The sequence below is a fragment of the Streptomyces sp. NPDC012794 genome, from assembly GCF_042901085.1.
Lineage (GTDB): Bacteria > Actinomycetota > Actinomycetes > Streptomycetales > Streptomycetaceae > Streptomyces.
In genome coordinates, this window is record NZ_JBIBCI010000004.1 from 231,702 (window position 1) to 256,040 (window position 24,339).

Consider the following 24,339-nt stretch of genomic DNA (forward strand, 5'->3'; position numbering starts at 1 on the left):
CCAACCGTACCCGAGGCGGGCGGAGGATCAGTCGAGATCGATCCGCTCGGCCGGGCCCGCTCCGGGGCCCTCCTCGTCCCCGCCGGAGGGCTTGCGGGGGGTGGGCGGCTCTGCGGGCTCGTCGCGGGTCCAGCGCCGCTCGTGGCCCTCGACGGCCGAACGGTAGGCGGCGAGGAGCTCGGATCCGGCCGCCGCGAGGTGGCCGAACACCTCCGGGTTGCGCTCGATCACGGGCTTGGCGGCCGTCTTGGCCTGGTTGACGAGCTGGCGTACGGCGTCCTGGGCGGCGGCGCCGACGAGGGGGTTGTTCAGGGAGGACACCTTGTCGGCGACGGCCTCGAAGAGCTTGAACAGCTCCTCGGCGGCCGTTCCCGTGCCCGTGCCGCCGCCCGGCTGTGAGCTGCGGCGTCGCTTCTCGGCGGCGAGGTCCTCCGCGCAGGCCCGCGCCCAGGCGTCGTCGGTGGGGTGGTCGGTGGCCTCGCTCATGGCGGACTCTCCTGGCGGCAGCTGCGGTAGGTCTGCCTTCGACGTTACCCGAACGGCGGTACGGGTATCAGCGCGCCTTCGGCCACAGCCGCGGGTCCGGAGTGAAGCGGACGCGGAGGGCGTCGTCGGCGAGGGCGGCGCCGGAGACGGTGCAGCGGCGCAGGGCCGAGGGCAGCGGAACGATCCTGCGGTGCGGGCCCACCGCGACGAGCAGCTCGTCCCCGCGCCTGACCAGGTCGAGCTCGCTCTTGCGGGCGCCGGGCAGCGGGATCGCCCAGACGAGCACCCCGTCGTCGGCGAGCCGGTCCTCGACGCTCCAGCCGGGGCCGGGCGCGGGGCCGGCGGGGCCGGGGGCGATTCCCCGGGCGGCGCCGAGCACCTCCAGGTCGCCGGTGCCCCGGGGGTCCCGGCCGAGGTGGGCCAGCTCGTGGACGGGCAGGTTCTGGCCCCACTCGGTGAGGAACGCCCGCTGCTGGGCGGCGATCCCCGCCGCCCAGGGGTCGGCGGCGGCGGGGCCCGGCGGCACGAGCCGGTTGGCCACCAGGGCCTCGACGCGCAGCTCGTGCAGGGCCAGCCCGAGCATTCCCACGCGCAGGGCGGTGCCGGCCGCGGGGCCGGGCTCGGCGACCAGGCGGACCCGGGTGCCGGCGGCCTCGACGACGGCCTGGACGGCGGCCAGCTCCTCGTCCCAGCGCGCGGCGGTCTCGTACAGCCACTGGGCCGGCATCGGGACCCCGGCGAGCTGGGCCAGTACGGGGCGCAGGGCGCGGGCCGCCTGGCGCTCGGCGGGCAGCAGCCGGGCGAGGTAGCGGCGCAGCTGGGCGGGGAGGGCGAGGGCGGCCACGGCCTGGTGCAACGGGGGCATGTCCACGACGACGAGGTCGGTGCCGGGCGCGGCGGCGGCCCGGCGCAGGGCGCGGAGCAGGGCGAACTGTTCGGCGCCGGGCAGCTCGGTCAGTTCCTCGGCGCCGAGGGGGCGGCCGCCGAGCATGCCGAGGAGGGCGGCGCCGCGTTCCTGGAGCGCGGCGAGCTCGGTGCGGAACTCCGCGCCGGAGTCGATCCGGGCGATCCGCAGCCGGGGATCGGGGCTCCCCTCCGCGAGGGGGGCGTCGGTCCCGCACAGCAGCAGCGCCCGCTGCCCGTCCCGCGCGGCGGCGAGGGCGGTGGCGGCGGCGACGGTGCTCCGGCCGGCCCCGCCGGGGCCGGTGACGAGGAGGGTCTGCATGGCTGTGCCTTTCGTTCTGCCTTCCGGCGCGGCCGCCGGTTCCCGGCGCGCCGCTCTCCGCGCCCGCGGGTGGCGGGGGGCGGGGGTGCGGTGGTCGCCGTCGCCCGGGGCGGCCCCCAGAGCGCCCCGCGCCCACCCGGCGCGGCGGCGCGGGCGGCGCGTCAGGAGGGGGCCACGTACCGCGCGGCGGCACACCACACCGCGGGCGGGCACCCCCGGCCCCGGCCCGAGCCCGCCGGCGGCCCCGACGGCCGCGGTCCGGCACAGCGGCGCGACACCGGGGCAGTCCGCCCTCGCCCGCGACGCGCGGGCGGCCCGTCAGGAAGGCGTGCCCGTCAGGACTGGGCTTCGACGCGCTTCTTCAGCCCCGCCAGCGCGCGGTCGATGATGACCTTCTCCGCCTTGCGCTTGATCATGCCCAGCATCGGGATCTTGACGTCCACCGTCAGCTGGTAGGTGACCTCCGTGCGGCCGCCGTCCAGCGGGGCCAGCCGGTACGAGCCGTCCAGCTGCCGCAGCATCTGGGACTTGTCCAGCGTCCAGCTGACCTCGTCCGCGCCCTTCCAGGTGTACGCCAGCGTGTGGTCGTCCTTGATCGCGCCGGCGTCCAGCAGGAGGCGGACCCTTTCGGCGCGGCCCTCGGCGTCGGTGGCGAGGACCTCGGCCTCCTTCACCTCGCCGGTCCACTCGGGGTAGCGGGCGAAGTCGGCGATCACGGCCATCACGGCGGCGGGGGAGGCGTCGATCGTGATGCTTGAGCTGGTGTGTTCCGCCATCGCGGTGGCTCCTCCGGGTTGGGGGCACCTCCCAGCGGTAGCTGGGGGAATTTCGGGGAAGTGTGCGGCCCGCGGCCGCCGCGTGCAGGCTACCGTGCGTGTGGAGGTCACCACTCCAGGGCCCACGGCCTTCCGGTCGCGGCGAAGTGCCCGACGTTCACGCACTCGGTGGCGCCGATCCGGGCCCGCCGCGCCAGCGGCTGGTGCACGTGCCCGAAGAGCGCGTACCGGGGCCGGGTCCGGCGGATCGCGGCGAGCAGGGCCTCGCTCCCCCGCTCGAAGCGGCGCGCGACGGTGTCGTAGCAGAGCTCGGGGACCTCCGGCGGGATGTGCGAGCAGAGCACGTCGACCTCGCCCAGGGCCTCCACCTTGGCCGCGTACTCCTCCTCGTCGACCTCGTACGGGGTGCGCATCGGCGACGGCAGGCCGCCGCCGACGAAGCCGAAGACGCGGCCGCCGATCTCCACACGCTCCCCGTCGAGGACGGTGGTGCCGGGTCCGGCGTACTCGCGCCACAGGCCGGGCATGTCGACGTTGCCGTACGTGGCGTAGGTCGGGCTGGGGAAGGCCGCGAACATCTGCGCGTACTGGCGGCGCACGGCTTCCTCGATCAGCCGTTCCCTGTCGAGCCCGTCCCACAGCCGGCGGCCGAATTCGCGCGCTTCCGCGAAGCGCCGCGCCGTGCGCAGTTCGACGATGCGGTGGGCGTTGTCGACGCCGAACAGGTCGGGGAAGATGCCGCGCGAGTGGTCGGCGTAGTCGAGGAAGAGCACCAGGTCGCCCAGGCAGACGAGCGCGTCGGCGCCGTCTCCGGCCCGCGCCAGCGCCTCGGTGTTGCCGTGTACGTCGCTGACGACGTGGACCCTCGTACGACTCTTCCCGCCACCCATGCCGCCCACCCTAGGGGGGCCCGGCGCGCGCGGGTAGAGCGACGGTCGCAGGCGGCCGGACCTGCGGTTACTTCCTAGTCGCGAACACGGTCGACTACTGTCGGCAGCGTATTGGCGGGTCTTGCGGCGCATCGCGATGTACAGAATGTGACGCACGGAACATCTGGCCGGTTCCCTCTATCGGGAACCCACTACCGGTGGGTAACGTCCGGTCGGTCCACACGGTGGCGATGGCGCCCAGAGGAGCAGCAGTCTTGCGCGAGTTCAGCCTTCCGGCCCTGTACGAGGTCCCGTCGGACGGGAACCTGACGGATCTCATCCGCCGCAACGCCGCCCAGCATCCCGACACCGCCGTCATCGCCCGCAAGGTCGACGGCCGGTGGCAGGACGTGACGGCGACGGAGTTCCTCGCCGAGGTACGGGCCACCGCGAAGGGCCTGATGGCGGCGGGCATCGAGCCCGGCGACCGGGTCGCCCTGATCTCCCGCACCCGCTACGAGTGGGTGCTGTTCGACTTCGCGATCTGGACCGCGGGCGGCGTCACCGTCCCCGTGTACGAGACCAGCTCGCCCGAGCAGATCCAGTGGATCCTCGGCGACTCCGGCGCCGTCGCGGCCATCGTGGAGAGCCCGGGGCACAGCGCCAACGTGGCCTCCCTGCGCGACCGGCTGCCCGAGCTGCGCCAGGTCTGGGAGATCGAGGAGGACGCCCAGGGCGTCCTGAAGGCCGCCGGCGCGAAGATCACCGACGCCGAGGTGGACGCGCGCAGCGCCCTCGCGGTCGCCGACGACCCCGCCACGATCGTCTACACCTCGGGCACCACCGGCCGCCCCAAGGGCTGCGTGCTGACCCACCGGAACTTCTTCGCCGAGTGCGGCAACGTCGTGGAGCGGCTGAAGCCGCTCTTCCGCACCGGCGAGTGCTCCGTGCTGCTCTTCCTCCCGGCCGCGCACGTCTTCGGCCGCCTGGTGGAGGTGGCGGCGGTGCTGGCGCCGATCCGGCTGGGCTGCGTACCGGACATCAAGAACCTCACCGACGAGCTGCAGTCCTTCCGCCCCACGCTGATCCTCGGCGTGCCGCGCGTCTTCGAGAAGGTCTACAACTCGGCGCGCGCCAAGGCGCAGGCCGACGGCAAGGGCAAGATCTTCGACGCGGCCGCCGACACGGCCATCGCGTACAGCCGCGCGCTGGACACCCCCTCGGGCCCGTCCTTCGGCCTCAAGCTCAAGCACAAGCTGTTCTCCAAGCTCGTCTACTCCAAGCTGCACACGGTCCTCGGCGGCCGCGGCGAGTACGCCATCTCCGGCGGAGCGCCGCTCGGCGAGCGGCTCGGCCACTTCTTCCGCGGCATCGGCTTCACGGTCCTGGAGGGCTACGGCCTGACGGAGACCTGCGCGGCCACCGCCTTCCTCCCGTGGGACAAGCAGAAGATCGGTACGGTCGGCCAGCCGCTGCCCGGTTCGGTGCTGCGCATCGCGGACGACGGCGAGGTGCTGGTGCACGGCGAGCACGTCTTCAAGGAGTACTGGAAGAACGAGGCGGCCACCGCCGAGGCGATGACGGACGGCTGGTTCCACACCGGCGACGTCGGCACGCTCGACGAGGACGGCTACCTCCGGATCACCGGCCGCAAGAAGGAACTCATCGTCACGGCGGGCGGCAAGAACGTCGCCCCCGCGGTGATCGAGGACCGGATCCGGGCGCACGCGCTGGTCGCGGAGTGCATGGTGGTCGGCGACGGGCGGCCGTTCGTGGCGGCGCTGGTCACGATCGACGAGGAGTTCCTCGGCCGGTGGGCCGCGGAGAACGGCAAGCCGGCCGGGGTGACGGCGGCGGAGCTGCGCGAGGACGCGGAGCTGATCGCCGCCGTCCAGAAGGCCGTCGACGACGGCAACGCGGCGGTGTCCAAGGCCGAATCGGTGCGGAAGTTCCGCATCCTGGGCTCCCAGTTCACCGAGGAGTCCGGTCACATCACGCCGTCGCTGAAGCTGAAGCGCAACGTGGTGGTGAAGGACTTCGCGGACGAGATCGAGGCGCTCTACCGGGGCTGATCGACGACAGGGCCTAGCCTTGGGCGAGGATCCGGTCCATGTTCCGCTCGGCGAGGGCCGTGATCGTCACGAACGGGTTCACGCCGAGCGAGCCGGGGACGAGCGAGCCGTCGAGCACGTACAGCCCCCGGTACCCCTTCACCCGCCCGTAGGCGTCGGTGGCCTCGCCGAGGACGCAGCCGCCGAGCGGGTGGTAGGTGAAGTCGTCGGCGAAGGCCTTGTTCTCGCCGAAGAGGTCGTAGCGGTAGACGGTGGCGTTGCGGCGGTTGATGCGGTCGAAGAGGTTCTTGGCCGCCGCGACCGCCGGGGCGTTCTGGTCCCGGGTCCAGTGCAGCCGCGCCGAGTCGCTCGCTGCGTCGTAGGTGAAGCGGCCGCGCTCCGGATTCTTGGTGATGGCCAGGTACATCGAGATCCAGTGCTCGATGCCCATGGGGAGCGGGGCGATCTCCGCGAAGACGGGGTTGGCCGGGTTGTCCCAGTCGTCGATGCCCAGGGCTGGCATGGTGGCCTGGTTGCGGCCGACCGTGTCCCACAGGTGGTTGGCGCGGGCCGTCATGACGTTGCCGTTGGGGCCCCAGCCCAGCCCGACCTTGTCGCTGAGCGCGGGCAGCGCGCCGGTCTCGCGGGCGCGCAGCAGGATCTCGGTGGTGCCGAGGCTGCCGGCCCCGAGGAAGAGCCGCGCACAGCCGAGCTCGCGGACCTGGGTGACCCGGCCGCCCAGGTCGCTGGTGTGCACGGTCAGGACGTAGCCGCCGGCCGGGTCCTGGCGTACGGCGACCACGCGCCGCATGGTCTCGATGGTGACGTTGCCGGTGCCGATGGCGGCGGCGAGGTAGGTCTTGTCGACGCTCTTCTTGCCGTGGTTGTTGCCGTAGATGACCTCCCCGGCGAGGGCGGAGCGGGGGACGGTGCCGGCGGCCTCGCGCTTCATGTACGCGAAGTCGTAGACGTTGGGCACGAAGGTGGTCCTCAGCCCGGTGTTGCGGGCGTGCTTCCGGGAGGTCCGGGCGAAGCGGTACCACTGCGTGGACTCGAACCAGGCGGGGTCGATGTCGTTGACGCCGAGCATGGCGCGGGCGCGGGGGTAGTAGGTGCCGTACATCTCGTCGGCGTCCACACCGGGGAACACCTCGGTGAAGTAGGAGCGTCTGGGGGTGGGGGCCATACCGCCGTTGACGAGAGAGCCGCCGCCCACGCCGCGGCCCACGTAGACGGACATGTCCCCGTGGTGCACGCGGTCGAGGACGCCGGGGTAGGGGCTGATGTCGCGGTTGACCACGTCGAGCCAGAGGAACTGGGCGAGCGGGGCCTCGGTGCGGCGGCGGAACCACATCGAGCGGTGGTCGGGCGCGGAGGTGGAGGGGAAGACCTTGCCGTCGGGTCCGGGGGTGTCCCACAGCCGTCCCATTTCGAGGACGACGGTCCGGACGCCGGCCTGCCCGAGGCGCAGCGCGGCGACGGCGGATCCGTAGCCGGAGCCGACGACGACGGCGGGGGCGTACTGGGCGGCGGGGGGTTCCGCCGCACGGGCGGCGCCGATCCCGATCCGGGTGATGCCGAGGGCGGCGGCGGTGCGCAGGGCGGCCAGACCCAGTTGACGGCGCGTCAGATGGCGGGTCATGGCCGCATCATGAGCGGATTCCGCCCGATCGGCCATAACGCGCACTGCCACGCATGTGAGTAACAGTCAGACATGTGTGGACCGTAACGAGACGCAGCCCCCGGGCGCCGGATTCGCGGGACTCCGCCCGCGGACGGCCCCGCCTGAGCGACAATGCCCCCCTTTGGGCGCGGCCCCTTCCCCGCGCGCCGGAGTGCGGCCACGGAACCGGGCCGGGCCGTGCGCGCGGGGCGTGCGGGTCAGAGGAGGGCCCGGAGGTCTTCCGCCAGGTGGTCCCAGCGCCAGCGGGACTCGACCCAGGCCCGGCCGGCCGCTCCCATGCGGGCGCGGAGTTCCGGGTCCTGGAGCAGGGTCACGATGCGGTCCGCGGCGTCCTCGGGGGCGCCGCCCCGGACCACCCAGCCGGTCTCCCCGTCCAGCACCGCGTCCGGCGCCCCGCCCGAGTCGCCCGCGACCACCGGCAGGCCCGTCGCCGAGGCCTCCAGGTACACGATGCCGAGCCCCTCCACGTCCAGCCCGCCCCGCCGGGTCCGGCACGGCATCGCGAAGACGTCGCCCGCTCCGTAGTGGGCCGGCAGCTCGGACCAGGGGACGGCGCCGGTGAAGACCACCGAGTCCGCGACCCCCCTCGCGGCGGCCAGCGCGCGCAGGTCCGCCTCGTACGGTCCGCCGCCCACGATCAGCAGCACCGCGTCCGGCACCGCCGCCAGGATCCGCGGCATCGCCTCGATCAGGGTGTCCTGCCCCTTGCGCGGGACCAGCCGCGAGACGCACACGACGACCGGGCGGTCCGACAGGCCCAGCCCGGCCCTGACCCGGGCGCCGCCCGACCCGGGGTGGAAGACCTTCTCGTCCACCCCCGGGGGGAGCTGCACCATCCGGGCCGCCGCCCGCCGCGTCACCGCCGAGGCGATCCGCGAACGCGTGTACTCCCCGAGGTAGGTCAGGGTGTCCGTGCCCTCCCCGATCCGCCGCAGTAGCTGCCGCGCGGCCGGCAGCTGCGCCCAGCCGGCCTCGTGCCCGTGGGTGGTGGCGACGATCCGCCGCGCGCCCGCGCGCCGCAGGGCCGGGCCCATCAGCCCGAGCGGTGCCGCGGCTCCGAACCACACCGACTCGCAGCCGTGTTCGCGCAGCAGGGACACCGCCCGGCGGGTCACGCGGGGGGTCGGCAGCAGCATCGTCGTCCGGTCGCGCACCACCTGGAAGGGCTGTTCCGCGTCGAAGGCGGCGGTGGCCTCGCGGCCCTCCTCGCCGTGCTTCCAGGTGGACGCGTAGACGACGACCCGCTCGGGATCCAGCCGCAGCGCCATGTTGTGCAGGAAGGCCTGGATGCCGCCCGGGCGCGGCGGGAAGTCGTTGGTCACGATCAGCGTCTTGTGCATCCCCGCCAACGTACCGGACGACTACCGGAGCTCCTGCCGCAGTGCCTCCTGCCAGGCGGCCGTCAGCCCGGGCAGGTCCACCCCCAGGGCTTCCGCCAGCGCGGCCGGCAGCGGTCCGCGCCCCGCCAGCTCGTAGAGGCGTACCAGCGCCGCCCCGCCCCACCGGTCGGCGATGAGCCGGCAGGCCAGCCAGGCGCCCCCGTACGCCCGGGCCGCCGCCTGCGGGTCGCCGCCGAAGGCGAAGTCCCCGTCGGCCGGGAGCGCGGCCGGCAGTTCGCCCCGCCGCACGGCGCGCGCCAGCTCGGGTGCGCCGTCCGCCGGGGCGGTGGGGGTGCCCCGGTACGCGGCCCAGTCCGCGAAGCCCTCGGACAGCCACTGCGGGGTCCGCGCCGAGGTCGCGGCGCGGGTCGCGACGTGGGTGACCTCGTGGGTGAGGACGATCCGCCGCCCGGCCTCGGAAAGCCCCTCGTACCCCTCCGGGTTGACCACGACCCGGTCGGCTGGGGCCGGGCCGTCCCCGGTGCTGCCGGTGGTGACGGCCCCCAGGCCCCGGTAGGTGCCGGCCGGCCGCCCCAGCAGCGCGGCCATCGCCTCCAGCGTGCCGGGGGCCAGGACCACCACCCGCCGCGCCCACGGCCCCGGCCAGGCGGCGTTCACCGCCGGGACCGCCCGGTCGGCCTCGGCCGCGAGGGCGGACAGCGCCCGCCGGCTCGGGCCGGCGCCGAGAACCAGGCAGTGCGCGCCGCGTACGGCGGTCACCGCGCCGTGGTCCCACAGCTGCGCCACCGCTCCGGGGGCGGGCCGGTCGGCGGTGATCCGCCAGGCGGTGCCGTCCCGGGTCAGCTCCACCTCGCGGGCCGAACCGGCGGGGGCGCCGTCGTAGCCGGCGAGCCGGTAGCGCAGCTCGGCGCGCGCGAAGGCCCGTACGCCGTCCCGCCGGACCGAGGTGACCTCGTAGGACCAGCCCTCCAGGGGGATACCGGCGAGCCGTGCGGGCGGGGCCGCCGACCAGCCGGCGACGGCCCGCCGCACGGCCCCGTCGGCGGGTTCGGACGGCGCCGGGTCCGCGCAGCCGGCCGCCGGGAGCGGGCACAGCGCGAGCGCGAGGAGGCGTACGGCGGTGCGGCGGCGGACCGGGATCATCCGCCGATCGTACGCACGGCCCGGCTCAGGGCCGGGTCACCGAGGACACCGGCATCATCCCGACGGGGTCGTAGCGCACCCGCGCGCCCGGGTAGGGGGCGTGCACCACCTGGCCGTTGCCGACGTACATGCCGACGTGGCTGGCGTCGGAGCGGTACGTCACCAGGTCCCCGGGCTGTGCCTGCGAGAGCGGTACCTGCCGGCCCGCGTACCGCTGCGCCTGCGAGGTGCGCGGCAGGGAGACCCCGGCCTGGCGGTACGACCACACCATCAGACCGGAGCAGTCGAAGCCGGAGGGGCCGGTGGAGCCCCACACGTACGGCCGGCCGACGGCCGCCCGGGCGGCCATCACGGCGGTCATGGCGCGGCCCGAGACCCGGCCGCCGCCGAAGGGCGGTCCCGGCGGGCCGTCGACGCCGTCGCGGCCCCCGGAGCGGGAGGCCCGCTCGAAGTCGGCCCGCTCCTCGGAGGGCATGGCGTTCAGCAGCCGGCGCGCGGCGGCGAGCTTGGCCGTGACCGCGCGCTTCTGGGTGGCCACTTCGGTGCGCAGGGACTCCAGTTCGGCGAGTTTGCGGGCGGCTTCCTGGCGCTGCTGCGCGATCCGCCGCTGCTCCTCGCGGAGTTCGCCGAGCTGCTCGGCCCGGCGGCCGCTGAGCCGGTCGAGGACGGCGGCTTTGTCGAGGTAGGCGCCGGGGTCGTCGGACAGCATCAGTTCGACGGTCGGGTCGAGCCCGCCGGAGCGGTACTGGGCGCCGGCGAAGGCGCCGAGGACCCCGCGCATGGTGTTGATGCGGTCCTGGCCTCGGGCGACGGCGTCCTGGGCCCGGCTGATCTCGGCGCGCAGGGCGTCGGCCTTCTCGCCGGCCTCGTTGTACCGCTCGGTGGCCTGTTCGGCCTCTTCGAAGAGCCGGTCGACCTGGGCACGGGTGCCGCCGGAGGGTTCGTGCGGGAGCCCCGGGGAGGCGAGCGCGGGTGCGCCCGTCATGGCCACGGCGGCGCTGGCCGCGGCGGCGGTGAAGGCGGTGACCTTGGTGTTCCGGTCGAGGCCGCTGAGCCCGGGCCGGCGATGGGACGCCACGTGGAACCGCTCCCTTCCGCTGCGCGGGGCCCGGGTCCGCCCCCCGTGGACGGACGTGTGCCGGGTTCCGCGCTGGCAGACAGTAGCCGCGCGGCCACGCACGGGCCAACGGCCGCGGCGGCGGCCGCGGGGCGGGGTGCCGCCTCAGACGCAGGTCATGGGCGGGGCGCGGGGCGGGATGGGGTCAGCGCAATTCGCCCGGATGGGCGGTGCGCGGGGCGGTCCGCCGGGCGGGATCAGACCCGGACGCCGAACTGGAACGGCATGTTGTCCATGGACTCGTACTTGACCCCGCCGCGCGGGTTGGAGGCGTGCAGGGTCATGTTGTTGCCGGCGTACAGGCCGACGTGGTGCAGGTCGTCGTAGAAGAAGACGAGGTCACCGGGCTGGAGCTGACCGCGGCCGATGCGCGTTCCGTCATTGGCCTGGGTGTAGGTGGTGCGGCTGATGCCGACGCCGGCCTGGGCGTAGGCCCACTGCGTCAACCCCGAGCAGTCGTAGGCGCTGGGGCCGGTGGCGCCCATGATGTACGCGCTGCCCACCTTGGTCTTCGCGGCGGCCAGGGCGGCTCCGGCGCGGCCCGAGGCGCTCGTGGCGGGGGCGGCCTTCTCTGCGGCGGCCCGCCCGGCCTTGCTCTGCCGCGCCTCCTCGTCCTTGAGCCGGGCGCGCTCCTGCGCGGTCAGCGTGTTGAGGAGGGCCTGGGCCTCGGCGAGTTTGTCCTGGGCGGTCTTCTTCTTCTCGGCGAGCTCCTTGCGGGTGGCGTCGAGGTCGGCGAGCTTGCCGGTGGCCTCCTGGCGCTGCTGCGCGAGGGCGCGCTGCTTGGCCTGGATCCTGGCTATCGCTCCGAGCTGCTTCCCGCTCAACTGCTGGAGCGTGGCGGCCTTGTCGAGGTAGGTCTCCGGATCGCCGGAGAGCAGGAGCGCGACGGACGGGTCGACCACCCCGCCGCGGTACTGTGCCGCGGCCAGCGAACCGAGCGTGTTGCGCAGGTCGTTGAGTTCGCCCTGGTCGCGGGCGACGGCGTCCTGGAGCTGCGCGATCTCCTTCTCCAGCTTCTCCTGGTGCTCGCGGGCCCCGTTGAACTTCTCGGTGGCCTGCTCGGCCTCCTCGTAGAGCGCGTCGGCCTTCGACGCGACCTCGTCCTTGCCGGGCTTGTCGGGGGCGGCCACGGCGGACTGCGAGGAGAGGGCGACCGCCGCGGCGGCGGTGGCGGTGAGCACGGTCACGCGCGTGCGGGTGGGCTGCTTGGGTCGACGGTGGGACGCCACGGGGGCGAGCTCCTTCTTCCTCGGGCCGCCGAAGACGGGCGCGGGCACGCTCGGCAGCACCTCCGCCCGCACTCGGACGAGTGACCTACCGCACGAAGGTTTGAGCAGACCCTAGTGACGGGCCTTGATCACTTCAAACCCCCAGCGGAAAAAACCCGCGCCCGTTCCGCTTCCTTTACCCGGGGCCCACACTGCGTACCGAGGGGCTGACGGTCCGTCTTCCGCTTCTGTCGCCGGACCCGGCATGGGCCCCAGGCGTCACGAAACGCGCGAAAGCCGCTTGAGCAGCAATGCGGACGTCACCGGCCGGGCGCCCGCCTTGGCCACCCCGTCGGCGACCTCGCGGTCGGTGGAGACCACCACCACCGGACGGCCGGGCGGCTCGGCCCGCACCAGCTGGCGGATCAACTCGTCAGCGGTGACACCGGCCTTGGAGAACAGCACGCGCACCCCGCGCGGGGGTGCGAGCAGCACCGGCGCCGCCAGCTCCGCGCCGTCGAAGACGCACGTCATCTCGGCGCCCGTCTGGGCGGCCAGCATGGACAGCCCGCCCAGCAGCCGCAGCCGCTGCTTCTCCAGCGGCATCGTCGGATAGCCGGTCTTCGTCACGTTGTAGCCGTCGACCACCAGATGCGCCTGAGGAAGCGCCAACAGCTGGTCCAGCAGGGCCGGATCGGTCTCCGACAGGGCGCGCGCGGCGATGTCCTTCGGGGTCATCCGGCCCGGCTCCACCGCGTCGACGGTGTCGGCCGGCCGCGTGGAGACGGGCGGCAGCGCCAGCTCCCGCCGCAGCCCCGCCGCCGCGTCCAGGACCGTGTCCAGGAGCAGCCGCAGCCGCATGTCCTCGATGCTGCGCCCCTCACGGGTGGCGCGGCGCGAGGTCTCCAGGGAGGACTCCACCTCCGCCAGACGGGACTTGAGGCGCCGGGACTCGCTCTCGGCGGCGGCCACCTGCGCGGCCGCCTCACCCCGGATCGCGTCGATCTCGCCGTTCAGCTTGCGCAGCGCGGCCTCGCCCCGTTTGACGTCGCTCAAGGCGCTGCGCAGCTTGCGCTGAAGCGATTCCGCTTCCTTGCGGGCGGCCTCCAGCTCGGCCCGTACCTGCTCGCCCCCGGAGCGCTGGGCCTCCTTCAGGTGGGCCAGCTCCTCGCGCAGCCGCTCCAGCTCCCGCCGGGTCTCGTCGCCGACCCGCTCGGCGTCGGCGCGCTGCGCCTCCTCGCCCGCGGAGGCCACCAGCTTGACCCAGCCGGCCGGACGCAGCACGTACGCGGCGGCCGCCACGTCCAGCGGGTCCGCGGCGGCGGGCGGGGCCCCGGACTCCAGGGCTCCGGCCAGCTCCGGCTGCGCCTCGCGCAGCTTCTCCGCGATCCGGCTGCGGAAGACCCCGTCGGTCTCCACGGCGACGGCCATGGCGTTGCCCGCGAACTTGGCACGCCGGGTCGGGGTGAACCGGGCGTACTGGCGCAGCTGCGCCGGAAGGTCCGCGACCGTCAGGGCGCCGAAGGCGTCCGAGACGATCGTGACGACCCGGCGCCGCACGCCTTCCGGCAGCGGGCGGTCGAGGACCTCCGCGGCGTCACCGGCCGCGTCGGCCGGCCTCGCGCCGCTTGCTGGCTCCACAATCCGTCACCCCTACCGTGATCTACTGTGGGCCCGGCTCCGTCAGGAGTCGGTGCCCGGCCTGTCCACGAGCTCGATCTGGTCCACCGCGTTGCACCAGCGGCAGCGGACCGACTCGATGGTCTCACTGACCACCTCGCGCTCCTCGACCTTGGGCTCCCCGGCGAGATCGAGGTGGACGTACTCCACGACCTTCGACGATCGGGTGACATCGAACCGCGTGAGGTTGCCGCACAAGGTGCAGCGCCACCGGGTGGTGTCGGTCGGCAGGGGAACCGTCATCAGGCCGCTCTCTCCTTCGTAGCTCATTCAATTAAAGCCTCGCGCCGCGGTCGCCGGACCGCAGCACGTAACCCTACGGCCTGGCACCACCCTCAGGCGGGTCCGGCTGCGTCATGCTCTATCGCATGATCGTAAAGTGGCGGACCCTGTGCGAGGCCGCCCGGGGCCCCGTGATCACGTACGCGCTGATCGCGGCCTGCTGCACGGTGTTCTTCCTCGGACCGGCTTCTGGCCTGAACCCGGCCTACGGGACGGGCGAGCTGCTGATGGAGAGGGGGACGGCGTACTTCCGGCGCTGGGGCGTAGTCCCGGACGAGCTCTTCTCGGGAGCGGCGCGCCCGCTGCTGACCCCGCTGACGGCGCTCTTCGTCCACGGCAGCTGGCTGCACCTGCTCGGGAACATGCTGTTCCTCTACGTCTTCGGCGTGATGACGGAGGAACGGATGGGCCGGATCCCGTTCCTCGCCTTCTACGTCTGTACCGGATACCTCGCGCTGGCGGCCTACGCGGCGGCCAACGCGTCCTCGGACCAGACCCTGGTGGGGGCGTCCGGGGCGATCTCGGCGGTGCTGGGGGCCTTCCTCCGCCTCTTCCCGCGGGCCCGGGTGACGAGCCTGTTCCCCTTCCTGCTCTTCCTGCCGCTGCGCTTCCCGGCGTGGATCGTGCTGCTGTTCTGGTTCGGCCTCCAGTGGCTGGCGGCGCAGCGCGCCGGGAGCGGCCCGGGAGTGGCCTATCTGGCCCACGTCGTGGGCTTCTCGGTCGGCTTCCTCTACGCGTGGGGGCGGTATCGCCGTGCGACTAGAGTGAGGAGACCAGTGACTGCCGTCGAGGGAGACAGCCAACCGTGATCACCGCGATCGTGCTCATCAAGACCAGCGTGGACCGCATCCCCGAGATCGCCGAGTCGATCGCGCAGCTGGACAGCGTCAGCGAGGTCTACTCCGTCACCGGCACGTACGACCTGATCGCCCTGGTCCGCGTGGCCCGTCACGAGAACCTCGCGGACGTCATCCCGGGCCGCATCAGCAAGATCCCGGGCGTCGAGGCCACCGACACCCACGTGGCGTTCCGCACGTACTCCCAGCACGACCTCGAAGCCGCCTTCGCCATCGGCCTGGACGCCTAGCCTCTGCTCCGGTCCGGTCCGGTCCGGTCCGGTGCGGTGCGGGGAGGCCGCCGCGCGGGGCGGCGGCCCGCTCGCGGTACTACACCGCCGGGACGCAGCGGCCCTGCTCCGTGCGGTACCGCCACTTCGCGCCCTCCTCGACGAGCTCCCGCACGGCCTTCACGAAACGCTCCACGTGCTCGTCCGGGGTGCCGGCCCCGAAGCTGACCCGGATGGCGTTCAGCGACCGCTCCCCCGGCGCCGCCTCCGGCGCCCCGCACTCCCCCTGGGCCTGCGGCTCGCCGCCCAGCAGGGTCCGTACCAGCGGGTGGGCGCAGAAGAGGCCGTCGCGCACACCGATCCCGTACTCGGCGGACAGCGCGGCCGCGAAGTGCGAGCTGTTCCAGCCGTCGACCACGAACGAGATGACGCCGACCCGCGGGGCGTCGTCCCCGAACAGGGACAGCACCCGCACGGCCGGGACCTCCGCGAGGCCCTCGCGGACCTTGGCGATGAGGTGGTCCTCCCGGGCGACCAGGTTCTCGAAGCCGGCCTCCCGCAGCGCGCGGCAGGCGGAGGCGATGGCGTAGACGCCGATGACGTTCGGGGAGCCGGCCTCGTGCCGCGCGGCGGTGGTGTGCCACTCGACGTCGACGCCGCCGTCCTCGCGGCGGGCCACCGTACGGGAGGCGCCGCCGCCCGCGAGGTACGGCTCGGCCTGCTGGAGCCAGTCGGCGCGGCCCGCGAGCACGCCCGAGCCGAAGGGCGCGTACAGCTTGTGCCCGGAGAAGGCGACCCAGTCCACGTCCAGCTCCCGTACGGAGACGGGGTGGTGGGGGGCCAGCTGGGCGGCGTCGAGCACGATCCGCGCGCCGTGGGCGTGCGCGGCGGCGGCGAGTTCCCGTACGGGCCACAGCTCGCCGGTCACGTTGGACGCGCCGGTGACGCAGACCAGGGCCGGGCCGTAAGGGTCGCGCCCGGCCAGGGCCCGCTCCAGGGTGGCGACGGCCTCGCCGGGCGTGCGCGGGGCGTCGAGGCAGGTGACCCGGGCGTCGCCCCAGGGCAGCAGCGAGGCGTGGTGCTCGGTCTCGAAGACGAAGACCCGGCAGTCGGCGGGCAGCGCGGCGGCGAGCAGGTTGAGGGAGTCGGTGGTGGACCGGGTGAAGACCACCTGGTCACCGGGGCGGCAGTCGAGGAACTCGGCGACCGTGGCCCGGCTCTGCTCGAAGAGGTCGGTGGACAGCTGGGAGAGGTAGCCGGCGCCCCGGTGCACGCTGCCGTAGTACGGGGCGTACGCGGCGACGTCGTCCCACACCCGCTGCAGCGCCGGGGCGCTGGCCGCGTAATCGAGGGCGGCGTAGGTGACCTCGCCGCCGGTGACGAGGGGGACGGTGACGTCCCGGCCGAGCACCGGCAGCGGCCCGCGACAGGCGGGGCCGTCGGCGGCGGCGGTGGCGGTGGCGGTGGCGGCGCTCAGGGATGCGGATGCGGATGCGGACATGGCGGTATCTCCCGGCAGGCAGGGCTGAATGGCTTCGGGTGTGCCCGTACGCGGGTACGGCTCGGCGGCCGACCTGAGGGGTACGGGGAGCCCCGGACCTGACGGGGGTACACGGAAGGGACCCGGTCCGGGGGTTGAAGAAGGGGCGGAGTCGCCCTATCGCATTCGCTTGCTCACGGAAAACGCTCCTCGAGAGACCAGGACCCCTGGTATCGAGGGATCCGCGCTTGCCGTAGACCTCGCTGCCTACGGCCTGGTCATCACCCGGGGCACCCCGCCACGGAAGGAGGGTTGCCGGACAGCAAGCCGGGGCCTGAACGCTGTCACTCGTGACCTTGGGGAGCATCCTGCCACACGGGCCCGCACGCGCAAGACCCCGGTCCGCATCGTGGACCGGGGTCACCCCTCCGTACGTCTTCCCGCGCCGTCTCCCGCCGTGGGCGGCGGAAACGGCCGCGGGCGGCGCCAACGGCCGCGCTACGCGTTGCTGGCCGCCACCCACCGCTCCAGCGCCGCACGCGCCGCGCCCGAGTCGATGGCCTGCGCCGCACGGGCGATACCGCCCGCGATCTGCTCCTCCAGGGAGCCCGTGCCGGGGTCGAGGGCGACCAGGGCCGCCGCCGCGTTCAGCAGGACGGCGTCGCGGACCGGGCCCGTCTCCCCCGCCAGCAGGCGGCGGGCGACGTCCGCGTTGTACGAGGCGTCCTCGCCCCGCAGCCGCACCACGTCCACCAGCGGGATGCCGACGTCGCGCGGGTCGAAGGGCAGCTCGGTCACCGTTCCCTCACGGACCCACCACACGCGGGAGGTGGCGGTGGTGGTCAGCTCGTCGAGGCCGTCGTCGCCGCGGAACACCAGGGCGGACGAGCCGCGCTCGGCGAGCACCCCGGCCACGATGGGAGCCACCCGCGCGTCGGCGACGCCGGTGGCCTGCGCGCGGACCTTGGCCGGGTTGGTGAGCGGGCCGAGGAAGTTGAAGGTGGTGCGGATGCCGAGGTCGCGGCGGGCGGCCGCCGCGTAGCGCAGCGCCGGGTGGAACGTCACCGCGAAGCAGAAGGTGATGCCGGCCTGCTCCGCGACCTCCGCCACCCGTGCGGGGGTCAGGTTGAGGTTGACGCCGAGCTTCTCCAGCACGTCCGAGGAGCCGCTCGCCGAGGACGCGGCCCGGTTGCCGTGCTTGACCACCTTCGCGCCGGTACCGGCCACCACGATGGAGGACATCGTCGAGATGTTCACCGTCTTGGCCCCGTCGCCGCCGGTGCCGACGATGTCCACCGTCCGGCCCGGCACCTCGATCAGGTTGGCGTGGGCGTACATGGCCCGCACCATGCCCCCGATCTCCTCGACGGTCTCCCCCTTGGCCCGCAGCGCGACCGCGAAACCGGCGATCTGCGCGTCGGTGGCCTCGCCCCGCATGATCCGGTCCATCGCCCAGGCGGTGTCGTCCGCGCCGAGGTCACGGCCGCCGAGCAGGGCGTCGAGGACACCCGGCCAGCCGCGGGCCGCCACGCTGTCGCCGCCTGCCGGGGTCACAACGTTCATGGTCCGCTCCTGCTGCTCGTGGGCCGCCCGGTGTCGGCGCCCACGCCGAATGGGAAGGATCTCAGCCTATCCAGCCCGGATGACAGCGAAGAGCCCCGTCCAATCGCTGGACGGGGCTCTCGCTGTGGCAACACCGGGATCGGCCGGAACCGATCCCCCGAGCGGGTCGTGCCGGAGATCAGTGGTGGCCGTGTCCGGCCTGGATCTCCTTGTACTCCTCCACCGTGGGCTTCGGAATCTGGTTGTTCTCCGCGTAGAAGCCCTTGCTGAGCTTCGCCCGCAGCTTCTCGCCGCGCGTCACCTTGCGCTCGACGCCGTTCTCGTCGACCGTCGGGCCGATCTCGATCGGCGCGTACTGCTCGTGCGCGGTGAGCGTGTGCAGCTTGTCCTGGGACAGCGGCTCGTGGACCTCGACGAACTCACCGTGCGGCAGACGCTTGATGATGCCGGTCTCGCGACCGTGCAGCACCTTGTCGTGGTCCCGGCGCTGGAGGCCGAGGCAGATCCGCTTGGTGACGATGAACGCCAGGACCGGGACGACGAAGAAGCCGATCCGGACGAACCACGTGATCGAGTTGATCGACAGGTGGAAGTACTGGGCGAACATGTCGTTGCCGCCGCCGATGAGGAGCACGATGTACTCCGCGATCCAGGCGACACCGAAGGCCGTACGGGTCGGGACGTTGCGCGGGCGGTCCAGGATGTGGTGCTCGCGCTTGTCGCCGGTGACCCAGGACTCGATGAACGGCCAGACGGCGATGGCGCCGAGGACCAGCGGGAAGAGGATCAGCGGGATGAACACGCCCAGGACGAGCGTGTGGCCCCACAGGTTGATCTCCCAGCCCGGCATGGCACGGATGAGGCCTTCCGGCATGCCCATGTACCAGTCGGGCTGCGCACCGGTGGACACGTGGTCCGGGCGGTACGGGCCGAGCGCCCAGATCGGGTTGATCGAGGCGATCGCCGCGATGGCCGCGATGACACCGAAGACCAGGAAGAAGAAGCCTCCGGCCTTGGCCATGTAGACCGGCAGCAGCGGCATGCCGACGACGTTGTTGTTCGTCTTGCCGGGGCCGGCGAACTGGGTGTGCTTGTGGAAGAACACCAGGATCAGGTGCGCGACCAGCAGGCCCATCATGATGCCGGGCAGCAGCAGGATGTGCACCGAGTAGAAGCGCGCGACGAAGTCGCCGCCCGGGAACTCCCCGCCGAAGAGGAACATCGACAGGTAGGTGCCGACGACCGGGACGGACAGGATGGCGCCCTGCATGAAGCGGACACCGGTACCCGAGAGCAGGTCGTCCGGCAGCGAGTAACCGGTGAAGCCGGTGAACATGCCGAGGACCAGCAGCAGGAAGCCGAAGATCCAGTTGACCTCACGCGGCTTGCGGAACGCGCCGGTGAAGAAGACGCGCATCATGTGCACGACCATGGCCGCGACGAAGATCAGCGCCGCCCAGTGGTGGATCTGGCGGATCAGCAGACCACCGCGGACGTCGAAGCTGATGTCCAGGGTCGAGGCGAAGGCCTCGGACATCAGGACGCCCTGCATCGGCACGTACGAGCCGTGGTAGACGACCTCGTTCATGCTCGGATGGAAGAACAGCGTCAGGTACACACCCGTGAGGATGATGATGATGAAGCTGTAGAGGCAGATCTCACCCAGCATGAAGGACCAGTGGTCCGGGAAGATCTTGCGCATGTTCGCCTTGGCGAGGCCGTAGATGCCCAGGCGGCCGTCCGCCCAGTCGGCTACGCGCTCGCCGCGCGACGCGGTGCGTTCGTTGTTGGCAGAGGTACTCATCCGCGCTCCCAGAATGCAGGACCGACGGGCTCTTCGAAGTCGCCGTGCGCCTCGAGGAAGCCTTCGCTATTCACACCGATCCGCAGCTGCGGGAGGGCGTGACCGGCCGGGCCGAAGATGACACGGGCGCCGTCGGAGAGGTCGAAGGTGGACTGGTGGCACGGGCACAGCACGTGGTGCGTCTGCTGCTCGTACAGGCTGATCGGGCAGCCGACGTGGGTGCAGATCTTGGAGAAGGCCACGATTCCGTCGTGGGACCACTCCAGCTCCTGCTTGTCCTTGATGTCCTCCGGCTTGATGCGGACGATCATCAGGGCGGCCTTGGCGATCTGGACCTGGAAGTCGTGCTGGTCCTCCTCCAGGCCTTCCGGCATGGCGAAGGTCAGCGAACCGACCAGGACGTCCTCGGGACGCAGCGGCTCCATCGTGTTCTGGTTGATGAGCAGCTTGCCCTTGGACCACAGGGTCTTGCGCAGCTTGTCCTCGGGCAGGGGGCCCAGGTCGCGCAGGATCACGACGGCGGAGAGCGGCAGCAGGGCCAGCGCGCCGAGCATCGTGTTGCGGATCAGCGGGCGGCGGGCGATGCCGGACTCGTTCGCACCGGCGGCGAAGTCCTGCATGACCTTCGCCTTGACCTCCGGGGAGGCGGCGACCTCGTGGCGCTCGTCGGCGACCTCGACGTCGGACATCAGCGTGCGGGCCCAGTGGACCGCGCCGGCGCCGATGCAGAACAGGGCCGCGCCCAGCGTCAGGCCGAGCGCGAAGTTCAGCGCGCTGACCTTCCCGACGGGGAAGATGTAAACGATCTTCTCCACCGGGATGGACACGAACGCGGCGATGAAGCCGATCGTGGCCAGCATCGACAGGGTGAACAGCATCGCGACCGTACGCTCGGACCGCTTGGCGGCCCGCTCGTCGATGTCCTGGATGCGCGGCTTGTGGACCGGGAGGCCCGGGTCCGCGAACGGGTCGTCCGCGACCGCTACGGCACCGTGGTGCGCGTCGCCCTGCTCACTCGGCAGGTGCTTGTCTTCGGGAATGTCTTGGCTACTCATGACTTCTTGGCCTTAGCGGTGTGGGCCGCGACCCAGACGGCAACAGCGATCAGCGCACCCAGGCCGAAGATCCAGCCGAACAGACCCTCGGAGACGGGACCGAGGCCGCCGAGCTTGAGGCCACCGGGGCTGGTGGACTTCTCGCCGTTGACGTTCTCGAGGTACGCGATGATGTCCTTCTTCTGCTTCTCCGGCATGGTGCTGTCGGGGAAGGAGGGCATGTTCTGCGGGCCGGTCAGCATGGCCTCGTAGATGTGCTTCGGCGAGACGTCCTCAAGGTTGGGGGCGTACTTGCCGTTCGTCAGTGCGCCGCCCTCGCCGGTGAAGTTGTGGCACTGCGCGCAGTTGTTGCGGAACAGCTCACCACCAGCGGCGATGTCGGCCCCGGCCGGGTCGTACTGCTTCTCGGTCGGCGTGATCGGACCGGCGCCGAGGGACGCGACATACGCCGCGAGCTGGTCGATCTGGGCCTGGGTGTAGATGTTCGGCTTCTTCGGCACCTGGGCGCCGGGCTGCTGGGCGGGCATGCGGCCCGTGCTCACCTGGAAGTCGACGGCCGCGGAGCCGACGCCGACCAGGCTCGGGCCGTCAGAGGAACCCTGACCGCCGGTTCCGTGGCAGCTTGCGCAACCCACGGCGTAGAGCTTCTTGCCCTCCTCGATGGCGAGGGACTGGGCGGTTTCATCGGCCTGCGCCTTGCCCGCGGGCGCGAAGGCGGCGTACAGCCCCCCAGTGACCGCCAGCGCGAAGAGTAGAACGACGACCGCCGCCAGCGGATGGCGTCGTCGTGCGGAGAGCTTTTTCACGGATTACCCCGGTGTCAGGATCTTCTGCGTCGGTGTTTCTGGATGGAGTGCCGGGCGAGCCGGCGACGTGTTCGCTACTTGATCAGGTAGATCGTCGCGAAGAGGCCGATCCAGACGACATCGACGAAGTGCCAGTAGTAGGACACGACGATGGCCGACGTGGCCTGTTCGTGGGTGAACCTCTTGGCCGCGTACGTCCGGCCGAGGACCAGCAGGAAGGCGATGAGACCGCCCGTCACGTGCAGACCGTGGAAGCCGGTGGTCAGGTAGAAGACCGTGCCGTACGGACCGGACGAGAGGGACATGCCCTCGTGCTTGACCAGCTCGGTGTACTCGAACACCTGGCCGCCAATGAAGATCGCACCCATGACGAACGTGATGATGAACCACGTCCGGAGCTTCTTCACGTCACCGCGCTCGGCGGCGAATACGCCGAGCTGGCAGGTGAGCGAGGAGAGCACCAGGATCGTGGTGTTCGTTGCCGAGAAGGGCAGATTCAAGGCCTCGGCCTGCTCTGTCCAGTACTCGGCACCCGTCACGGATCGCAGGGTGAAGTACATCGCGAAGAGGGCCGCGAAGAACATCAGCTCGGAACTCAACCAGATGATGGTTCCGACGCTGACGAGGTTCGGCCGGTTGACCGTCGGGTGCGCGTGCCCGGTATCTACTGTCGTTGCTGTCGCCACGACCGACATTATGTCGGTCGCTTATCCCGCCCTCACCCCGGGGGGTGCCGTTCGGAGTGTCAGGGGGGTGTGCAAGGCCCGAACGGCCCATCAGAAGACCGGTCGCGAGGCTCGCGGAACCGATGTTGACAACCGGTCGGACGGAGTAGCATCCCGCGCATCATCAGCGTGATTCACGGCCACGTGGAGGACGAAATGCGGGCGACTGCGCGGGTTCTGGTCTACAGCGACGACGCGGGTACCCGGGAGCAGGTGCGGCTGGCCGCCGGGCGCAGGCCCGCCCCGGACCTGCCGCCGGTGGAGTTCCTGGAGTGCGCCACGCTTCCAGCGGTCCTCAAGGAGCTGGATGCCGGCGGCATCGATCTGTGCGTACTGGACGGCGAGGCGGTTCCGGCCGGGGGCATGGGTGTGTGCCGGCAGATCAAGGACGAGATCTTCCGGTGTCCCCCGGTACTGCTGCTGATGGGACGCCCCCAGGACGCCTGGCTGGCCACCTGGAGCCGGGCGGACGCGGCGGTCACCCTTCCGGTGGACCCGGTCGACTTCCCCGACACTCTCGCGGGTCTGCTGCGGCCCCGGTTGTCACTGGACGCCTGAGGCGCGAGGGACACCCGGGGCGTGACGCGGGCCCGCGGCCGGCCCGGCGGGCCGCCCGCGGGCCTGTACGCCCTTCTGCGGGCCTCTCAGACGGTGGGGCGCAGCCGCGCCTGGTCGACGGGGCTGCGGCCTTCCTGGGTGCCCTTGAGGAGTGCGCTGCCCTCGCGCCACTCCTTCCACTCCATGTTCCAGTCGCCGAAGCCGTTGCCGAAGGTGTCCATGTCGTCGCCGATGCTGTTGATCACCCTGACGATGTCGCCCTCGGTGATGTTCTCGTAGAACCAGGCGGCGTTGCCGGTGCTCATGCCGGTGCAGCCGTGGCTGACGTTCTCGTAGCCGTGGGAGCCGATCGACCACGGCGCGGCGTGCACGTATTCACCGCTCCACGTCACCCGGGTGGCGTAGTACACGGGCAGGTTGTAGTACTCGCTGCCGCCGATGCCGACGGTGTCGCCGCGCATCCGTACGTAGTACTGCTTGCCGAGCACCACCTTGACCCCGTTGCGGGTGGAGAAGCCGGGCTTGCCGGTGGTCACCGGGATGGTGTTGATCACTTCTCCGTTGCGCTCGAACGTGAGGTAGTGCGAGGCGGCGTCGGTGGTGACCTCGACCCGGTCGCCGATCTCCAGCTTCAGCGGCTGGGACGCGGCTCCGTGGAGCTCGTCGGAGACCCTGATGCCCTCCAGGTTGCTCCGTACGGAGACGGTGCTGTGGGCGGGCCAGTAGTCCTTCGGGCGGTAGTGCAGGTTCTTGTCGTCCACCCAGTGCCAGGCGCCCTCGACCCCGGGCGGCGCGTCGACGACCAGGGCCCGTTCGACGACGGCGCGGGCGGCCTTGTCCTTGACGGGCTCGTTGAGTTCGGCCGTGAGGGGCTGGCCGACGCCGTACTTGCCCTCCTCGGGGCCGAATTCGACCTTGAGGACCTTCTTGGCCGGAGTGGTCTCGAACGTCGTCGTGCGCTGCCCCGGGGCCCCCCGCTGGTCCTCCGTGCTCACGGTGACCGTGTAGCGCACGCCCGCCGCCATCGGGACGGTGCTGTGCCAGCGGTCGCCCTTGGCGGAGAGTTCGCCCGCCAGGCGGCGGCCGTGCGTGTCGACGGCCATCACGTCGGTGATCCGCGCCTCGGCTCCCTTGGCGGTGACCTCGAGCGGCTTGTCGGGGTCGGCGGGGCGTCCGCCGGGGGCCTGGTTGAAGACGACCTGGTCGCCCGCGTCGTACGGGCGGGCGGACAGCGGGTTGGTGTCGCCGGACCCGCATGCGGTGGCGCCGGCCCCGAGGGACGCGACCAGCAGGGAGCAGCTGAGTGCCGTCCAAAGACGCGGTGAGTGGTTCATGCGCCCAACGCTATGAAGATATGACAAATCCAGCGCGCCGGGTGACTGCAAACGAGGGGCCCGGACTCCTCCGAAAAGGTGTCCGGG

22 protein-coding genes and 1 riboswitch are annotated in these 24,339 nt (G+C 72.3%); of the genes, 4 read left to right on the forward strand and 18 right to left on the reverse strand.

The window, feature by feature from the left end:
* Window positions 1-27: 27 nt before the first annotated feature.
* The 4 genes from ACFY7H_RS09695 to ACFY7H_RS09710 all read right to left on the reverse strand — a co-directional run bounded on the left by ACFY7H_RS09695 (window position 28) and on the right by ACFY7H_RS09710 (window position 3,377).
* Window positions 28-486: a DUF5304 domain-containing protein gene (locus ACFY7H_RS09695; RefSeq protein ID WP_388935574.1), complete on the reverse strand. Its 459-nt coding sequence runs from the start codon at window positions 484-486 to the stop codon at window positions 28-30.
* A 67-nt stretch (window positions 487-553) separates the two neighbouring features.
* Entirely contained in the window at window positions 554-1,711 is a 1,158-nt protein-coding gene (locus tag ACFY7H_RS09700; RefSeq protein WP_388935576.1) for an ArsA family ATPase, read from the reverse strand.
* Between the two features lie 335 nt (window positions 1,712-2,046).
* Window positions 2,047-2,487 (reverse strand): SRPBCC family protein, encoded by a 441-nt coding sequence (locus tag ACFY7H_RS09705; RefSeq protein WP_388935579.1) that lies wholly within the window; start codon window positions 2,485-2,487, stop codon window positions 2,047-2,049.
* Window positions 2,488-2,594: 107 nt separating this feature from the next.
* On the reverse strand, window positions 2,595-3,377 hold the full coding sequence (locus ACFY7H_RS09710) for a metallophosphoesterase (protein WP_388935582.1): 783 nt from the start codon (window positions 3,375-3,377) through the stop codon (window positions 2,595-2,597).
* A 254-nt stretch (window positions 3,378-3,631) separates the two neighbouring features.
* Between ACFY7H_RS09710 and ACFY7H_RS09715 the strand changes: the two genes are divergently transcribed.
* Complete coding sequence (locus ACFY7H_RS09715) at window positions 3,632-5,428, forward strand: AMP-dependent synthetase/ligase (RefSeq protein ID WP_388935585.1); 1,797 nt, start codon at window positions 3,632-3,634, stop codon at window positions 5,426-5,428.
* Between the two features lie 13 nt (window positions 5,429-5,441).
* Here ACFY7H_RS09715 and ACFY7H_RS09720 read toward each other — a convergent pair whose 3' ends face one another.
* The 7 genes from ACFY7H_RS09720 to ACFY7H_RS09750 all read right to left on the reverse strand — a co-directional run bounded on the left by ACFY7H_RS09720 (window position 5,442) and on the right by ACFY7H_RS09750 (window position 13,822).
* The gene (locus ACFY7H_RS09720; RefSeq protein ID WP_388935588.1) at window positions 5,442-7,049 is read right to left on the reverse strand and encodes a GMC oxidoreductase; all 1,608 of its coding nucleotides are present in this window, start codon (window positions 7,047-7,049) and stop codon (window positions 5,442-5,444) included.
* Between the two features lie 239 nt (window positions 7,050-7,288).
* Window positions 7,289-8,431 (reverse strand): glycosyltransferase family 4 protein, encoded by a 1,143-nt coding sequence (locus ACFY7H_RS09725; protein WP_388935591.1) that lies wholly within the window; start codon window positions 8,429-8,431, stop codon window positions 7,289-7,291.
* A gap of 21 nt (window positions 8,432-8,452) precedes the next feature.
* Complete coding sequence (locus ACFY7H_RS09730; RefSeq protein WP_388935594.1) at window positions 8,453-9,574, reverse strand: hypothetical protein; 1,122 nt, start codon at window positions 9,572-9,574, stop codon at window positions 8,453-8,455.
* Window positions 9,575-9,599: 25 nt separating this feature from the next.
* Window positions 9,600-10,652, reverse strand: coding sequence for an NlpC/P60 family protein (locus ACFY7H_RS09735; protein WP_388935597.1), 1,053 nt, complete (start codon window positions 10,650-10,652; stop codon window positions 9,600-9,602).
* Between the two features lie 236 nt (window positions 10,653-10,888).
* Window positions 10,889-11,920, reverse strand: coding sequence for an NlpC/P60 family protein (locus ACFY7H_RS09740; protein ID WP_388936213.1), 1,032 nt, complete (start codon window positions 11,918-11,920; stop codon window positions 10,889-10,891).
* A gap of 258 nt (window positions 11,921-12,178) precedes the next feature.
* Window positions 12,179-13,543 carry an NYN domain-containing protein gene (locus ACFY7H_RS09745; protein ID WP_388936215.1) on the reverse strand — a complete coding sequence of 455 codons (1,365 nt, stop codon included), beginning with the start codon at window positions 13,541-13,543 and terminating at the stop codon, window positions 12,179-12,181.
* A 39-nt stretch (window positions 13,544-13,582) separates the two neighbouring features.
* Window positions 13,583-13,822: a hypothetical protein gene (locus tag ACFY7H_RS09750; protein ID WP_007263676.1), complete on the reverse strand. Its 240-nt coding sequence runs from the start codon at window positions 13,820-13,822 to the stop codon at window positions 13,583-13,585.
* 113 nt (window positions 13,823-13,935) lie between these two features.
* Here ACFY7H_RS09750 and ACFY7H_RS09755 point away from each other — a divergent pair, with 113 nt between their 5' ends.
* Both ACFY7H_RS09755 and ACFY7H_RS09760 read left to right on the forward strand, forming a co-directional pair.
* Window positions 13,936-14,670, forward strand: a complete 735-nt coding sequence (locus ACFY7H_RS09755) for a rhomboid family intramembrane serine protease (RefSeq protein WP_388935601.1) — start codon at window positions 13,936-13,938, stop codon at window positions 14,668-14,670.
* Window positions 14,667-14,948: an Lrp/AsnC ligand binding domain-containing protein gene (locus ACFY7H_RS09760; protein WP_344153804.1), complete on the forward strand. Its 282-nt coding sequence runs from the start codon at window positions 14,667-14,669 to the stop codon at window positions 14,946-14,948. The genes ACFY7H_RS09755 and ACFY7H_RS09760 overlap by 4 nt, the downstream gene beginning before the upstream one ends.
* 79 nt (window positions 14,949-15,027) lie before the next feature.
* Here the strand turns inward: ACFY7H_RS09760 and ACFY7H_RS09765 are convergent, their stop codons facing one another.
* The 6 genes from ACFY7H_RS09765 to ACFY7H_RS09790 form a co-directional block, all read right to left on the reverse strand.
* Window positions 15,028-16,428 (reverse strand): aminotransferase class V-fold PLP-dependent enzyme, encoded by a 1,401-nt coding sequence (locus ACFY7H_RS09765; protein WP_388935606.1) that lies wholly within the window; start codon window positions 16,426-16,428, stop codon window positions 15,028-15,030.
* A 218-nt stretch (window positions 16,429-16,646) separates the two neighbouring features.
* A riboswitch (SAM riboswitch) is annotated at window positions 16,647-16,763 on the reverse strand.
* A 142-nt stretch (window positions 16,764-16,905) separates the two neighbouring features.
* On the reverse strand, window positions 16,906-17,970 hold the full coding sequence (trpD, locus tag ACFY7H_RS09770) for an anthranilate phosphoribosyltransferase (RefSeq protein WP_388935609.1): 1,065 nt from the start codon (window positions 17,968-17,970) through the stop codon (window positions 16,906-16,908).
* 178 nt (window positions 17,971-18,148) lie between these two features.
* A complete protein-coding gene (locus tag ACFY7H_RS09775; RefSeq protein WP_388935611.1) occupies window positions 18,149-19,774 on the reverse strand; it encodes a cytochrome bc complex cytochrome b subunit in 1,626 nt (541 codons plus the stop codon).
* Entirely contained in the window at window positions 19,771-20,829 is a 1,059-nt protein-coding gene (locus tag ACFY7H_RS09780) for a Rieske 2Fe-2S domain-containing protein (RefSeq protein WP_388935614.1), read from the reverse strand. The genes ACFY7H_RS09775 and ACFY7H_RS09780 overlap by 4 nt, the downstream gene beginning before the upstream one ends.
* Entirely contained in the window at window positions 20,826-21,635 is an 810-nt protein-coding gene (locus tag ACFY7H_RS09785) for a c-type cytochrome (protein WP_388935616.1), read from the reverse strand. Before ACFY7H_RS09785 ends, ACFY7H_RS09780 begins: the two co-directional genes overlap by 4 nt.
* A 74-nt stretch (window positions 21,636-21,709) precedes the next feature.
* Window positions 21,710-22,330 (reverse strand): heme-copper oxidase subunit III, encoded by a 621-nt coding sequence (locus ACFY7H_RS09790; RefSeq protein WP_007263684.1) that lies wholly within the window; start codon window positions 22,328-22,330, stop codon window positions 21,710-21,712.
* 186 nt (window positions 22,331-22,516) lie between these two features.
* Here ACFY7H_RS09790 and ACFY7H_RS09795 point away from each other — a divergent pair, with 186 nt between their 5' ends.
* Window positions 22,517-22,918 carry a hypothetical protein gene (locus ACFY7H_RS09795; RefSeq protein WP_388935620.1) on the forward strand — a complete coding sequence of 134 codons (402 nt, stop codon included), beginning with the start codon at window positions 22,517-22,519 and terminating at the stop codon, window positions 22,916-22,918.
* Window positions 22,919-23,004: 86 nt separating this feature from the next.
* Here the strand turns inward: ACFY7H_RS09795 and ACFY7H_RS09800 are convergent, their stop codons facing one another.
* Entirely contained in the window at window positions 23,005-24,252 is a 1,248-nt protein-coding gene (locus ACFY7H_RS09800) for an Ig-like domain-containing protein (protein WP_388935623.1), read from the reverse strand.
* Between the last annotated feature and the right edge of the window lie 87 nt (window positions 24,253-24,339).

Coding starts and splice junctions, on each gene's coding strand:
- ACFY7H_RS09695 (WP_388935574.1), bottom strand. CDS start 486: ATGAGCGAGGCCACCGACCACCCCACCGACGACGCCTGGGCGCGGGCC.
- ACFY7H_RS09700 (WP_388935576.1), bottom strand. CDS start 1,711: ATGCAGACCCTCCTCGTCACCGGCCCCGGCGGGGCCGGCCGGAGCACC.
- ACFY7H_RS09705 (WP_388935579.1), bottom strand. CDS start 2,487: ATGGCGGAACACACCAGCTCAAGCATCACGATCGACGCCTCCCCCGCC.
- ACFY7H_RS09710 (WP_388935582.1), bottom strand. CDS start 3,377: ATGGGTGGCGGGAAGAGTCGTACGAGGGTCCACGTCGTCAGCGACGTA.
- ACFY7H_RS09720 (WP_388935588.1), bottom strand. CDS start 7,049: ATGACCCGCCATCTGACGCGCCGTCAACTGGGTCTGGCCGCCCTGCGC.
- ACFY7H_RS09725 (WP_388935591.1), bottom strand. CDS start 8,431: ATGCACAAGACGCTGATCGTGACCAACGACTTCCCGCCGCGCCCGGGC.
- ACFY7H_RS09730 (WP_388935594.1), bottom strand. CDS start 9,574: ATGATCCCGGTCCGCCGCCGCACCGCCGTACGCCTCCTCGCGCTCGCG.
- ACFY7H_RS09750 (WP_007263676.1), bottom strand. CDS start 13,822: ATGACGGTTCCCCTGCCGACCGACACCACCCGGTGGCGCTGCACCTTG.
- ACFY7H_RS09755 (WP_388935601.1), top strand. CDS start 13,936: ATGCTCTATCGCATGATCGTAAAGTGGCGGACCCTGTGCGAGGCCGCC.
- ACFY7H_RS09765 (WP_388935606.1), bottom strand. CDS start 16,428: ATGTCCGCATCCGCATCCGCATCCCTGAGCGCCGCCACCGCCACCGCC.
- trpD (WP_388935609.1), bottom strand. CDS start 17,970: ATGAACGTTGTGACCCCGGCAGGCGGCGACAGCGTGGCGGCCCGCGGC.
- ACFY7H_RS09775 (WP_388935611.1), bottom strand. CDS start 19,774: ATGAGTACCTCTGCCAACAACGAACGCACCGCGTCGCGCGGCGAGCGC.
- ACFY7H_RS09780 (WP_388935614.1), bottom strand. CDS start 20,829: ATGAGTAGCCAAGACATTCCCGAAGACAAGCACCTGCCGAGTGAGCAG.
- ACFY7H_RS09790 (WP_007263684.1), bottom strand. CDS start 22,330: ATGTCGGTCGTGGCGACAGCAACGACAGTAGATACCGGGCACGCGCAC.
- ACFY7H_RS09795 (WP_388935620.1), top strand. CDS start 22,517: ATGCGGGCGACTGCGCGGGTTCTGGTCTACAGCGACGACGCGGGTACC.
- ACFY7H_RS09800 (WP_388935623.1), bottom strand. CDS start 24,252: ATGAACCACTCACCGCGTCTTTGGACGGCACTCAGCTGCTCCCTGCTG.